Raw genomic sequence first — 13,641 nt, 5'->3', positions numbered from 1 at the left:
ACGGATCGTAAAAATGCTGGTCGTCATGGACCGAGCTAGAGTTTGATCGCCCTTCTCTTTTCCTGTGGCCTGAACGGATACGTGGGCTTGTGGGCCCGCATGACAAGCAGAGGACCTGGAAAAGATGGAGACCAGTATAGCTCAGAATGTCGGCGTCGATATCTGCAAAGCGACGCTCGACGTTCACTTGCACCCGGCGGGCACAGCCCGCCAGTTCACCAATGATGCCAAAGGCCTCAAGGCCTTGCTGGGCTGGCTTGCAGATCGTCGCATCGCCCGCGTCGTCTTCGAGCCGACCGGACGCTACCACCACAACTTCGAGCGCCGGCTCGGTAGTGCCGGCTTGCCGCTTGCCAAGGTCAACCCGCGCCAGGCCCGGCGCTTTGCCGAGGCAATCGGCTGCAACGCCAAGACCGATGCAGTCGACGCCGCGATGCTGGCACGCATGGGTGCCTTGCTCGAGCTGCCGTCGCGGCCAATCGTCAGCGAGATCCTCGACGATATGAAGGAGTTGCAGGTTGCCAGGCTCGGCCTGGTCAAGGACCGGACCGCTGCAAAGAACCGCGAGCATGTTTGTCGCTCGCGGCTTTTGAAACGCCACGCCGCGCAGCGGCTTGCCCAGATCGACCGGCAGATCGCCGCGATCGACGCCGAGCTGAAAGCCAGCCTGTCCCGCGAGCCGGACCTTGCAACGCGCTTCGAGGTTCTCGTCTCCATTCCCGGTATCGGCGAGACTACGGCGATCGCCATGCTCATCGAAATGCCCGAACTCGGAACGCTCGACAGCAAGCAGGTCGCGTCGCTGGCCGGCCTCGCACCAATCGCCCGCGACAGCGGGCAGCACCGCGGCAAGCGTCATATCCGGGGCGGACGAGCCCAGCTGCGACACGCGCTTTACATGCCCGCGCTCGTCGCCACCCGGTTCAACGCCGACATGAAGGCTAAATATAAGGCTCTCGTTGCTGCCGGAAAACCGCCGAAAGTAGCCATCACAGCGGTCATGCGTAAGCTCGTCATCCTGGCAAACTCGCTGCTCAAAACAGGCAGAAACTGGACACCGAAATCCGCTTGATCACAACGGATACTCTAGGTGGCCTTCGCCCCGGCTGCGACCGTCATCGGCGCGAGGGGCTGCTTGCCGCAAAACAGCCGGTCCAGCCGTTCCCTGGTCTGGCGCTCGAAGGTAGCCTTCGAGGTGTGCGCCGGGCGATTGAGGCAGAGATCCTGCGCGATCTTCTCCTTGACCCGCGCCAGTGCCGACGCATCGAGCACACCGGCATCGACGAGCTCGGTCGTCAGCTGAATCAGGCCGACCGCGGTTGCGTGCGCGCGCAACCCGACGAATCCGATCGTGTCGTGAAGGTGCTTGCTCTCCCTCGGATCCATCTCGACTCCCTTCAGGGCCGGTGTCCGGCCGTGGCTACCCACACTCTTCATGCTCCGCGGCAGGTTTCCCCGCACCTGATTAAAAGCGGAGGTTACCACAACCTGTTGAAGTGGCGAAACGGGTTGACCGGCGGGGCTGGCGTGCCACTACACTTGGTGAGCAGGCCGAGGCGCACAGCAGAGCGACATGAACGTGCCGCCGACCGCCGCGCCGATCGTAACCAAGATCGACCGGTCGCGGCCGGTCTCGATCGCGGTGCTGGCGATCCTGACGCGCATGCAGGAGGGCATGGGCGACGTCGCGCTGCCCGGCGCGGACACAAAGCTCGGGTCGACGAAGTTCGAGTGGTGGCTTGAGAATGTCGCGCCGCCGCCCCGCAAATAGGCTGGCCGAACCGCCGCCGCTGCCGATCTCTCGACCATCCTAGAAGGGAACGACGATGCTCAAGCGACTCTGTCTCGCCCTCGCCGTCGTGCTCGGCATCGGTGCGGTGCTGAACGGGCTCACCATGCTGTATTCGCCCGGAAACTGGTATCTGGCAGTGCCCGGCGTGACCAGCACCGGGCCGTTTAACCAGCATTTTATCCGCGATATCGGGCTGATCTTCCTGTTCCTCGGCGCGGCGTTACTCGTCGGCGCGGCGCGGCCCGAGTACCGCGTCGTGTTGTGGGCGAGCCCGACGCTCTGGCTGTGGGGCCACGCGCTGTTCCACTTCTGGGAGGTCGCGGTCGGCATCTGCGGCCCCTCGGCGCTGGCCCGCGACTTCCCGACAGTGACGCTGCCGGCGATCCTCGGCACCGCCCTGACGTTCTGGGCAATCGGCAACGGACGGGCCGAACGGCGTTAGAGGCACACCGCAATCCCTAATGAAGGACCAATCCGATGAAGATCTATTATTCGCCCGGTGCCTGCAGCCTCGCCTCCCACGTCGTCCTGCATGAGGCCGGCGTCGCGTTCGACAGCGAGCGCGTCGACCTCAAGACCAAGCTGACCGCGTCGGGCGCCGACTTCAACGCCGTCACGGTCAAGGGCTATGTCCCGGCGCTGATCCTCGACGACGGCGCGCCGTTGACCGAGAACATCGCAGTGCTGGATTACCTGGCGGGGCTGTATCCGCAGTTTGGTCTTGCGGGACCGCTCGGCCGCACCCGCCTGCTTGAAACGCTCGCCTACATCTCGACCGAAATCCACAAGAGCTACAAGCCGTTCTGGCATGATGGCGATGACCGCCAGAAGGCCGACGCGAGCGCCTACATCACCAAGCGGATGGCGTACCTCGGCGACCGCGTCGCCGGCGACTATCTGCTGGGCGACCATCCGAGCGTCGCGGACTTCTACCTGCTGGTGACGATGCTGTGGGCGGACAAGTTCGGCGTCACCATCCCCGGCACCCTGGCCGGCGTGTACGCGCGGCTAAAGGGCCGGCCCGCCGTGCAGGCGACGTTCGAAGCCGAGGGTCTGGCCTGACCGCCGGGCTCGTCACCGCTACCGAGGAACGTCGATCTCGCTGTAGGCGGTCGAGCCGCGCGTCTCGCGGTCATTGCGTCCTGCGGTCACCGTTCCGCCCGTGTCCGGTGTCACGCTGGCAAGTTCGTTGAGCCAGTAGCGGTAGGCCCTGCCGACGCACGGAACCGACTGGCAACGGTCGAAGCGCAGGTCGGCGCGATTCCTGATGCGCGCCAATATGCGTTCATTGTTGGGCTGGTCGAGCGCCGCGATAGTGGCCGCGATTTGGGCGTTCAGCGCGAGCAGGGAGGCGTTCCGGCAGGTGATCGATACCGACAGCGTCGCCGGCTGGTCGCAACCGCGCGGTACCTTGACGACGGGCTGGGCCGTCGCTTCCCCGGTCGCCAGCGAGAGGGTGGATGCACCCGGCAGCCCGAAGCCGGTAGGCGCAGTGTTTGCCAGCGGCCCCGTGCTGACGAGGATCGGCTTGGCCACGACCACGATCCGCGAGCGCGTCGTGGACTCGCGAGACGGCTTTTTCGTCACGTCCGGCAGGGCCGCCAGCCTGGGCGCCGCGCTTGCCGGCTCGACCGGGGCAGCGGCGGCGACACTGTCGACAAGATGATTGAAACCGAGCGGCACTACCTGTGGCCGCGAGCCGGCGACCGCTCGAACCGCATAGTCGACATCGAAGGTCGCCGCCTTGCCGCTGGCGCGACGCAGGCTGAGCGCGGCGGTGCAGACTGTCAGTCCACCACCGGTGTCCGCGACTTTGGGCCGGGCGCTGGACACGCCGGCCACGATTACGGGCGGATTGTTCCCGGTAGCGAAGCTGGACCGCCGCAACTGGTCACTGGCGGCGGCGCGCAGTCCAGCGACGATCTCGGGTTCATCGCACGTTACCGCCGCCAGCGCCGGCAGCACCCGTTGTGGGTCCGGCCCCGGGACCGCAGCCGGGGGCAATGCCGCGAGAGCGACCGACGGCTCGGCTTGTGCAGTCCGGACCCAGGTCTGCGGGGCCGGTGGTGGCGTTTGCTGGAGCGCGAACCATGCTCCACCCGCCGCGGCAGCCGCCAGCACCGCTCCGGCAAAGTAAAGCGAAACACCACGCCCGGCCTGGGTCCGCACACTGGACATCTTCGGAGTGTCGCGTCGCGCCCTCTCCCGGTTGTCGGTTACTTTCCGTAGGGGCGCGGCAGGAACGGCATAAACCGGCTGGATCGGCCGTAGCGACAGTTCGCGCGGCGTCTCGCTGGCCACGACCAGAGCTCTCTCCGGCGGCGGCAGGCGCATCGCGACGACACCCTCTCCGACGCCGGGACGCTCCTGTTCAGTGCCCGCCGAAGACGGTACCGGCGAACCAAGGTGAGTGTTCGATGCGGCAGGCTGGCCTTTGGCGAAGTTACTGTAAGGCTCCAAACCGAGCTCGACAGCACGCTGACGACGCCAGTCTTCGCTATCAGCCATGCCGGACCCCCGTCATGATTCATTCATAATCGATTCGTTGATCTTAAGCAATATGTTGTCAATATAAAACTAACCTAGATGCTGACCCGTTCTTGCGCCCTATGCACACCTGATTGATGTCATTACACTAGCGACCTATTAACAGATCGTTTATAGTTCCGGTCACTTGAGTAACGAGCAGCGCATTCGCTCGTTTGACGGTCGTTGACTGCAAGATGGGCCAGGCTGGCAGAAAGTGGCAATGCCTTCGCAGAACTCGGACTTCGACCTTGGTCTATCGGGCCCGGTGCCGGCGAACGCTGCAGCCGATAGTCACGGAACTGGTTTGCGCCATGCGCACAGGCCGAGCGTCGCGCCCCTGGCCTGCAGAGCAACCACAGTGCCGGGATCGACCATCGCGGCCGTGCCGCCGGCGCAGACCAGCGTCTTGCCACCGAAGCCGGCCATGTCGAGCAAGGCCTGGTCCCAGTGCCGGTACTGGGTGTCGTGGCCCTCGCCGGGATAGGCGCGTTCGGTCTTGGCGCCGCCGAAATGGGCCCGCCACCACGCGCCGTTAGCGGGCACGACCAGTGCATCGGCCTCGCCGTAATAGGTGAACAGCGGTGCCTTTACGTGGGAGACGTCGGGCAGCGACTGGCCACAGTAGCGCTTCATCTCGGCCGCCTCCGGAAGTGCGTCGCCGCCCTGCCCACGGATGAAGAAGGCGCGCGCGCCCTCGTCGTAACTGCGATCGGCGAAACCGGGGATGCGCTTGGTCGGGCTGGTGTCGGCCATGTGCCACCAGCTTTGCGGATTGCCGACCGTCTTGGCGATGCCAGCCGCCAGCGCCTCGATCGGCACCGAACAATCCATCGCCTTGTTACGCGTTTCCGCCAGCGCCGCCATCATGTGCACCGACAGCAACCGGTCCGGCATCCGCGCCGCGATGTGCGCCGCATACGGCCCGCCGCCCGAGATCGCGACCATGGCGAAGCGCGGCACCTTGAGGTGATCGACGACCGCCGAGACCTCGTCGACATAGTCCGCGAACGTCCACGCTGGACCGTAGACCGTGTCGCCGAAACCGTTGCGCTCGACGCTGATGAAACGCAGGTGAAGCTGGCGGCGCAGCGTCTGCAGATACTCGGTCATCAGGAAGGCGCGCGCGCTGGTCCCGGTCCCGCCGAGGAACAGGACCGGCCGCCAGCCGGCCTCGCCGGTATCGATGAAATGGACCGCACGCGCCTTGGGTCCGGCGAGGGTCTGTACCGCCGGGCCAAGATCGTCGAAGCCGGTCTGGAAGGCGGGCACGGCCGGTACGCTCGGCTCGGCGACCACGGGAGCAGCGAGCAGCGCGGCGATGAGCGCGAGCGCCTTGAGAGAGTTCATGCTTCGAGACCCCATAAATGCCTGGCGGGCGCTGCCGTCGCAAGGGCCTCGGCTTCGAGGCCCTGATCGGCGACGTCGACGACCTTCCGTTCCGCGACCAGGTCGAGCGACCGACACGCGACGAGATAGGCGATCGCCGACACCGGCAGGCCGACCAGCATCGAGATGTCAGCACCGCCGAGCAGCGCCGCCATCGGGCCGCGGTAGAAGCCGGTCGAGAAGAACGGGATCATCGAGACGAAGCCGATCGCGTAGGCCGACAGGCCGCGCCAATTCCAGCGCCCATAGATGCCGTCGGGGTTGAAGATCTCGCGGATCGAATAGTGACCGCGCCGGACGATAAAGAAGTCGACGAGGTTGATCGCCGTCCACGGCGTGAACAGGTAGATCAGGATCGCCAGCAGATGCTCGAACTGCGTCCGCAGGTCGTCGCTGGCGGTCGCGGCGAGCGAGGTGCTGGCGATCGCCGCGACCGCCAACGCGATCAGCCGGGCGCGGCCGTTCAAAGCGATCTTGCGAAAGCTGTCGACGATGCTGAGCAGCGTCAGCGACGCGCCGTACAGGTTGAGGCTGGTCGCGGTCAGCATCGCGAACGACGACACCACCAGCAGCACGATGCCGAAGTTCGGGTACATCGCGTCCCCCGCCGACCGCACCGCGGCGATCAGCTGGAGCGCCGGGAACAGCGCCGCCGCGAGCGCCCCGACGATCATCATCCACGCGCCGCCGATGTAGGCCCCGAGGAACGTCCACCAGAACGACGCGCGCACGCCGACGTCGCGCGGCAGGTAGCGCGAGTAGTCGGAGACATAGATCGACCAGCTCAGCTGGTAGGCTGCGGCGGCGAAAAACTGGATCAGGAACGGCGTCGACTTGAAGTTGGAGAAGTCGGTGAACAGGTGCTTGTCGACCAGGATCATCGCGCCGATCGTGAACAGCGTCAGCGCGGTGATCATCACGCCCGCCAGCATCCGCTGGGCGCGGTGGATCCAGTCGTAGCCGCAGACCGCGACGACCAGCGACAACAGGGTGAACAGCACGATGGTGACGATCGGCTTGGCACCGATCAGATGCTCCATCGTCGCGCCGATCAGCACCTGGTTGAAGGCATTGTACCCGATGTACGTCACCAGCGCGACGACCCAGACCAGCAATGCGCCGCGGTAGCCGAACTGCGGGCGCGACTGGATCATCTGCGGCAGGCCGAGTTCGGGCCCCTGGCTCGAGTGGAACGACATGAAGAAGGTGCCGAGTGCGACGCCCGACAGGATCGCGACCGCAGCCCAGGCGAACGACAGGCCGAGCGGGATCGCCAGCGCGCCGGTTGCCAAAGTCGCCAGATGCGCGTCGCCGGTGAACCAGATCGGCCACAGGTGCCAGACCTTGCCGTGGCGCTCGGCGAGCGGCACGTAATCGATAGAGCGACTTTCGACGAGCTGCATGTCGTTCCCCGCACAAGCCGCCGGTCGGCCGACTAATCCCCCGGAAGGTCTGCCTTATCCGGCGGGGCGGTGCTTGAACGCATGCGACATCGGCTGGCGGTCGGCGCTCGGCGGGCGGTCGAAGCGCTGACGGTAGGCGCGCGACAGTGAGCTTTCCGACGTGAAGCCGGTCGCCATCGCGACTTCGATGAGGGCGAGGTCAGTGTCCCGCACCAGCGTCCGGGCGCGCTCCAGCCGCAGGCCGCGGTAATAAGCGGCCGGGCCCACGGCCAGGTGGACGTCGAACAGGCGCTCCATCTGGCGGCGCGTGATCCTCGCACTCCGCGCTAGTTCGGCCAGATCGAGCGGATGCTCGATGTGCCGGTCCATCTGCTCGACGATCGCCAGCACCCTCGAGTCCCGCGTGCCGAGGCGCGTCGCCGGAGCCAGCCGCTGGCGGTCGCTGGGGCTGCGGATGCGGTCGTGGATGAATTGCTCGGAGACCGCGGCAGCCAGGCCGGCACCGTGGTGGCGGCCGATCATGTCGAGCATCATGTCGAGCGCCGCGGTGCCCCCGGCGCAGGTGAAGAAGCGGTCGTGGAACTCGAACAACTCGTCCGAAACGCGGATGTTGGGAAACTCCTCGCGGAATGCCGGCACTGCCTCCCAGTGCAACGTCACCTTGCAGTCGTCGATCAGCCCGGCGCGCGCCAGCGCGTAGGCCCCGGTGTCCATCGCGCCGAGTACAGCACCGGCTCGGGCCATGCGGCGCAGCGCTGCGAGCAGCCCCGGCCGTTCGCCCTGCTTCGGCTCGAAGCCGGCACAGATCGTCAGGATCGCGGCGGTTTCATCGAGCGGCCCATCGACCATGACACGCATGCCGTTCGACGCCTCAACCGCACCGCCGTCGCTGGAGAACAGCCGCCACGCAAACAGCGTGTGCGGCGACAGCCGGTTGGCGACCCGCAACGGCTCGATCGCCGAAAAGAACGCCATCGCCGAGAAACCGGGAACGAGAAAGAAGGCGTAGCTTTCGATTTGTTCCATCAGCCCCGGCCCCTGTCATCCAATTATGACAAAATGTCGCAGAATGCAATGTTGGTGTCGTAAAACGCGCTGCAAATGCAGGGTTTGAGCAACATCTTGCGATACAGTAGCCAGACGCACATCGCGCGGCTGCAGGGGGTGCACGCGTGAACTTCGAGACCTTCATTACCTGCGCAGTGACCGGCTCCGGCGAGACCGCCGACAAGCATCCGGGGCTGCCCGTCACGCCCGAGCAGATCGCCGCCGCCGCCATCGAAGCCGCAGAGGCCGGTGCTGCCATCGCCCACATCCACGTCCGTGACCCCGCCACCGGCAAGGGCACGCGCGACCCGGCGCTGTACCGGGAGGTCGTCGAGCGCATCAAGGCGTCCGGCGTCGACGTCATCATCAACCTGACCGCGGGCATGGGCGGCGACCTGATCTTCGGCCCCGGCGAGACCCCGCTGCCGCTCGATCCGGCCGGCACCGACATGGTCGGCCCGCTCGAGCGGCTGGTGCATGTCGCGGAATTGCTGCCCGAGATTTGTACGCTCGACTGCGGCACGATGAACTTCTCGGCCGGCGACTACGTCATGACCAACACGCCCGGCATGCTGCGCACGATGGCGGCGCGGGTGCAGGAGCTCGGCGTGCGGCCCGAACTCGAAGTGTTCGACACCGGCCACCTGGTCTTCGTCAAGCAGTTGATCAGGGAGGGCCTGCTCGACGATCCCGTGATGATCCAGCTGTGCATGGGCATCCCCTACGGCGCACCCGACGACCCGCTAACGACGATGGCGATGGTCAAGCAGCTGCCCGCCAACTGCATTTTCAGCGGCTTCTCGATCGGACGCTACCAGATGCCGTACGTGGCAATGGCGGCGCTGGCCGGCGGCAACGTCCGCGTTGGGCTGGAGGACAACATCTATCTCGGGCGCGGCGAACTCGCGACCAACGGGCAGCTCGTCAGCCGGGCGCGCCAGATCCTCGAGGGCATGGGCGCCCGCATCCTCGGCCCCGCCGAAGTCCGCGACAAGCTCAAGCTGGTGAAGCGCTGGTGACCGCGCGCGATATCCGCACCGTCGCCCTCGTCGGCGGCGGCGTCATCGGCGCCGGCTGGGCCGCGCGCTTCCTGCTCAACGGGCTGGATGTCGCGCTGTTCGACCCCGATCCGGAGGTCGAGCGCAAGACGTTGGCGGTGATCGACAACGCGCGTCGGGCGCAGAATCGCCTGATGCCCGGGCTGCTGCCTCCCGAGGGCAAGATACGGTTCGCCGACTCGATCCGAAACGCCGTCGAGGGCGCCGACTTCGTGCAGGAGAGCCTGCCCGAGCGCGAAGACCTGAAAATGCGCCTGCTGGGCGAGATCGACGCTGCCGCTCCCGCCGACGTGGTGATCGGGTCGTCAACCTCCGGGCTCTTGCCGACACGACTCCAGCAGGGGCTGGCGCACCCCGAACGCTTCATCGTCGGGCACCCATTCAACCCGGTATACCTGCTGCCGCTGGTCGAGCTTTGCGGCGGCGCGCAGACCGTCGACAGCACTCGCGAGATCGCCGCGGCGCTGTACGAGCGCTGCGGGATGAAGCCGCTGCATGTCCGCGTCGAGATCGACGGCTTCATCGCCGACCGGCTGCTTGAGGCGCTGTGGCGCGAGGCGCTGTGGCTGGTCAACGACGGCATCGCCACCACCGCCGAGATCGACGACGCGATCCGCTACGGTGCCGGCCTGCGCTGGTCGTTCATGGGGACGTTCCTGACCTATCGGCTGGCGGGCGGCGAGGCCGGCATGCGCCACTTCCTCGGCCAGTTCGGCCCGGCGCTCAAGCTGCCGTGGACCAAGCTGGTCGCGCCGGAGCTGACCGACGAACTGACAGACTTGGTCTCCAACCAGTCCGACGAGCAAGCCGGCGGCATCGACCTCCGCACCTACGAGCGGCTGCGCGACGATTGCCTCGTCGACGTGATCGCGGCGCTGCGAATCAACGACTTCGCGGCCGGTGCCGTCGCCAAGCTGCACGGCGACCGGCTCGCGGCAGCAGCGCCCGCACCGCAGATGCTCGACCTGCAGCGTCCACTGCCGCTGCTGGCGACCAGCGTCGATGCGGCGTGGATCGACTACAACGACCACATGACCGAGTGGGCCTATCTGAAGCTGTTCGGCGACACCACCGACCGGCTGCTGGCGCTGGTCGGTGCCGGCTCGGCCTATGTGAAAGCGGGCAACAGCTTCTACACGGTCGAGACGCACATCCGCCACCTCGGCCAAGCGCGCCTCGGCGATCCGGTGCGGGTGACGACGCAGATGCTCGGCGCCGACGCCAAGCGGCTGCACGTGTTCCACACCATGCTCGGTGCGGACGACACTCCGATCGCGACCGCCGAGCAGATGTTGCTGCACGTCGATGCCGCGTCGGGCCGCTCCTGTCCGGCACTGCCCGAAATCGCCGATAAGGTTGGCCAGCTCATGGCAGCCCACGCGGTTGTTGCCGCGCCCGAAGGCACGGGGCGGCGGATTGCAATGCCGACGCCCGCGACCTCGCCCCCTCTGCAGGCGATGGCAGGCTGATGGGGCGCGGCGCATGAGCCTTGGGCACGCCCGGCCAGCCAGCGCCGACGATACACGCGTCCGCCGCGCCCTGGTGCTGATGGCGCAGCGCCTGTCCGATCCGATGCCGATCCACGAGCAGGCGGCGCGCCTGCAGCTTTCGACCCGCCACGTCGAACGACTGTTCCAGGGCGTTGTCGGGGCCAAGCCGCGGGCCGTGTATCGGCGGATGCGCCTACGCCACGCGCACTGGATGCTGGCAAACACTTGCCACTCGATCACCGCGATCGCGATCGACACCGGCTTTTCGGACGGCGCGCACTTCTCGCGCCAGTTCAAGGAAATGACGGGCGTCAGTCCGAGTGCAGCGCGTCAATCACTCGGCGACGGCGAAGCCTGCCGACCCGACCCGGCCTTCGCCCAGTTCGACGGCTTCGAACTCGAGCGCCAGGATAGTGACGCGGCCGCCCCGGACGGCCGGCGCGCCCACTCGTTCCCGTGGGGGGAAACCGCAACCCGGACACTGTCGCCCAATGCAGGCGAACGGCCGGGATGCATAATCGACAAGCAGAACCGACGGAGTGTCCGCACTCACGCCGGCAGGGAGTTCGACGACGTGAGCGACGACGCGGCTGATTTCGGCTGCGCACACATTCTTAAGGGGAATTCCAATGCGCAACCGGGCCTTGTTACTCAATAGCGTCGCTCTTGTCGGCTTGTTGACGAGCGGCGTCGCCTATGCCGCCGACGAAGTCGCAGCTGCCGCGGTCGCACCTGCCTCCGACGACATCGTCGTTTTCGGACGCGGCCAGACCCGCCAGGTCCAGGAACTGCGCAAGGCCGATATCGTGGCGGCCGTCCCGGGCACCAGCCCGCTCAAGGTGCTCGACAAGCTGCCCGGCGTCTCGTTTCAGTCCGCCGATGCGCTCGGCACCAACGAGTGGTCGACCCGGATCTCGGTGCGCGGCTTCACGCAGAGCCAGCTCGGCTTCACACTCGACGGCGTCCCGCTCGGCGACATGAGCTACGCCAACTTCAACGGGCTGCACATCAGCCGCGCGATCGTCTCCGACAACATCGGCCGGGTCGAGCTGTCGCAAGGGTCGGGCGCGCTCGACACCGCCTCGAGCTCGAACCTGGGCGGCACCATCCGCTTTTTCAGCATCGACCCGGCCGACACGTTCGGCGTCGACACCGCCGCCACTTATGGCAGCGACAACAACTGGCGCGTCTTCGCCCGCCTGGAATCGGGCGACCTCGGCAACGGCCTGAAGGGCTACCTCAGCGGCTCCTACCTCGATGCCCCCAAGTGGAAGGGCAAGGGCAAGCAGCAGGCGTGGACCATCAACAGCAAGCTCGTCGCCCCGCTCGGCGAGCGCGGCAAGATCTCGGGCATCGTCGACTATTCCAACTGGAAGGACGACGACTACATGGACGTGTCGCCGTCCATCGTCAGCCGCTACGGCTGGAAGCACGACTACCTCCGCTACAATTACGCTCAGGCAATCTCGATCGCCGAGACCTACCAGGCGAACCCGGGCGGCGACTGCGCCGGCAATGCCTATGCCGGCGGCTACACCTGCGTCGACGACACTTATTACAACGGTTACGGCCTGCGGAAGGACCTGCTCGCCTCGGCCACTATCGACTATGACCTAACCAACGATCTCGCGATCAAGCTGACGCCTTATTACCACCGCGACCGGGGCATCGGCACCTGGTGGACGCCGTACACCCCGACCCCGGGCGGCGATGCGCTGTCGGTGCGCTCGACGGCCTATGCCATCAACCGCGGTGGCCTGACCGGCTCGGCGACCTACAAGATCGCCAACCACACGATCGAGGCCAGTGGCTGGTACGAGAAGAACAACTACACGCTGACCCGCGAGTTCTTCGGCCTGTACGATGGCCCCAACGTCTCGAGCATCGGGCCGCGGGAATGGCCGAAGGACCCGTTCTTCGTCCAGTACCAGTACAAGTTCAAGATCAACACCTACCAGTTCGCCATCCAGGACACCTGGCAGGTAACCGAGGCCTTCAAGATCAACGCCGGCTTCAAGGGCCTGCAGGTCAACGTCGACAATCACCTCGTCCAGGGCGACGCCTCCCGGGACACGTCCGGCAAGCTCAAAGCCAAGGACATGTTCATCCCGCAGGTCGGCGCGAACTACATGATCATCGACGAGCTGGAGGCGTTCGGCAGCTATGCCGAGAACATGCGCGCCTTCGACACCGCGCCGTTCCTGACCAACAAGAGCGGCTTCGCGGCGATCGAGGACAAGATCAAGCCGGAGACCAGCAAGACGTTCGAGGGCGGCTTCCGCGTCCACCTGCCCAAGTTCGAGGGCTCGATCGCCGGCTACCACGTCAAGTTCGACAATCGACTGCTCGCCGTCCAGAATTGCCCGATCATCGTCGGCTGCTCGTCGTCGCTGTCGAACGTCGGCTCGGTCACGACCAACGGCTTCGAGGCAGCAGGTACCTACCGCCTGGCGCGCTCGCTGTCGCTGTACGGCTCCTACTCGTTCACCTCGGCGAAGTACGACCAGGACACCTTCGACGGCAACGGCGTGTTCATCGTCGCGACCAAGAACAAGACCGTGGTCGATACCCCCAAGCACCTGATCAACGGCGAGATCGTCTACGACGATGGCCAATTTCTCGGCCGGGCTCACGTCGGCTACCAGAGCAAGCGCTATTACTCTTACAACAACGACGCCAGCGTCTCCGGGCGGGCGCTGGTCGATATGAGCGTCGGCTACCGCTTCCAGCAGGAAGGTTTCCTGAAGGGCCTCGATATCCAGGCCAACGTCACCAACCTGTTCAACAAGAAGTACATAGCCACGCTTGGCGAGAACGGCTTCACCAACTCCGACCCGAACGGCACGCTGCAGTCGATGCTGGTCGGCGCGACCCGCCAGGTATTCGTGACGGTGCGCAAGCGCTTCTGAACCCGGCGTCCGGAACACTCAAAGGGA

The 13,641-nt window shown here is 66.0% G+C and carries 13 protein-coding genes; 8 read left to right on the top strand and 5 right to left on the bottom strand.

Translation table 11 applies throughout. From position 1 onward, the window contains the following. The first annotated feature begins 124 nt into the window (after positions 1–124). On the top strand, positions 125–1,072 hold the full coding sequence (locus KX816_06595) for a transposase (GenBank protein QXQ07678.1): 948 nt from the start codon (positions 125–127) through the stop codon (positions 1,070–1,072). Positions 1,073–1,086: 14 nt separating this feature from the next. Here the strand turns inward: KX816_06595 and KX816_06590 are convergent, their stop codons facing one another. Beyond that, the gene (locus KX816_06590) at positions 1,087–1,386 is read right to left on the bottom strand and encodes a hypothetical protein (GenBank protein QXQ07677.1); all 300 of its coding nucleotides are present in this window, start codon (positions 1,384–1,386) and stop codon (positions 1,087–1,089) included. A 187-nt stretch (positions 1,387–1,573) separates the two neighbouring features. Between KX816_06590 and KX816_06585 the strand changes: the two genes are divergently transcribed. The 3 genes from KX816_06585 to KX816_06575 are packed head-to-tail and all read left to right on the top strand — an operon-like array spanning position 1,574 to position 2,854. Then, the gene (locus KX816_06585; protein ID QXQ07676.1) at positions 1,574–1,771 is read left to right on the top strand and encodes a hypothetical protein; all 198 of its coding nucleotides are present in this window, start codon (positions 1,574–1,576) and stop codon (positions 1,769–1,771) included. A gap of 55 nt (positions 1,772–1,826) precedes the next feature. Continuing rightward, the gene (locus tag KX816_06580; GenBank protein QXQ07675.1) at positions 1,827–2,234 is read left to right on the top strand and encodes a hypothetical protein; all 408 of its coding nucleotides are present in this window, start codon (positions 1,827–1,829) and stop codon (positions 2,232–2,234) included. 35 nt (positions 2,235–2,269) lie between these two features. Further along, positions 2,270–2,854 carry a glutathione transferase GstA gene (locus KX816_06575; protein QXQ07674.1) on the top strand — a complete coding sequence of 195 codons (585 nt, stop codon included), beginning with the start codon at positions 2,270–2,272 and terminating at the stop codon, positions 2,852–2,854. Positions 2,855–2,872: 18 nt separating this feature from the next. On the opposite strand, the gene KX816_06570 is transcribed toward KX816_06575, so the two are convergent. The 4 genes from KX816_06570 to KX816_06555 form a co-directional block, all read right to left on the bottom strand. Then, positions 2,873–4,300 (bottom strand): hypothetical protein, encoded by a 1,428-nt coding sequence (locus KX816_06570; protein ID QXQ07673.1) that lies wholly within the window; start codon positions 4,298–4,300, stop codon positions 2,873–2,875. A 312-nt stretch (positions 4,301–4,612) separates the two neighbouring features. Further along, the gene (locus tag KX816_06565; GenBank protein ID QXQ07672.1) at positions 4,613–5,668 is read right to left on the bottom strand and encodes an alpha/beta hydrolase; all 1,056 of its coding nucleotides are present in this window, start codon (positions 5,666–5,668) and stop codon (positions 4,613–4,615) included. Then, entirely contained in the window at positions 5,665–7,110 is a 1,446-nt protein-coding gene (locus tag KX816_06560) for a cytosine permease (GenBank protein QXQ07671.1), read from the bottom strand. The genes KX816_06565 and KX816_06560 overlap by 4 nt, the downstream gene beginning before the upstream one ends. A gap of 54 nt (positions 7,111–7,164) precedes the next feature. Next, complete coding sequence (locus KX816_06555; protein QXQ07670.1) at positions 7,165–8,136, bottom strand: GlxA family transcriptional regulator; 972 nt, start codon at positions 8,134–8,136, stop codon at positions 7,165–7,167. A gap of 146 nt (positions 8,137–8,282) precedes the next feature. Between KX816_06555 and KX816_06550 the strand changes: the two genes are divergently transcribed. From KX816_06550 to KX816_06535, 4 genes are all read left to right on the top strand, one after another. Further along, on the top strand, positions 8,283–9,176 hold the full coding sequence (locus tag KX816_06550; protein ID QXQ07669.1) for a 3-keto-5-aminohexanoate cleavage protein: 894 nt from the start codon (positions 8,283–8,285) through the stop codon (positions 9,174–9,176). Further along, positions 9,170–10,684, top strand: coding sequence for a carnitine 3-dehydrogenase (locus tag KX816_06545; GenBank protein ID QXQ08431.1), 1,515 nt, complete (start codon positions 9,170–9,172; stop codon positions 10,682–10,684). Before KX816_06550 ends, KX816_06545 begins: the two co-directional genes overlap by 7 nt. Before the next feature lie 73 nt (positions 10,685–10,757). Next, positions 10,758–11,363: a helix-turn-helix domain-containing protein gene (locus tag KX816_06540; protein QXQ07668.1), complete on the top strand. Its 606-nt coding sequence runs from the start codon at positions 10,758–10,760 to the stop codon at positions 11,361–11,363. Continuing rightward, entirely contained in the window at positions 11,335–13,614 is a 2,280-nt protein-coding gene (locus KX816_06535) for a TonB-dependent receptor (protein QXQ07667.1), read from the top strand. The genes KX816_06540 and KX816_06535 overlap by 29 nt, the downstream gene beginning before the upstream one ends. The last annotated feature ends 27 nt before the right edge of the window (positions 13,615–13,641 follow it).

This window comes from Sphingosinicellaceae bacterium (assembly GCA_019285715.1).
In the GTDB taxonomy this organism is placed as follows: domain Bacteria; phylum Pseudomonadota; class Alphaproteobacteria; order Sphingomonadales; family Sphingomonadaceae; genus Glacieibacterium.
Note: the sequence above shows the minus strand (reverse complement) of the source record. Positions and strands in the feature narration are given on the sequence as shown.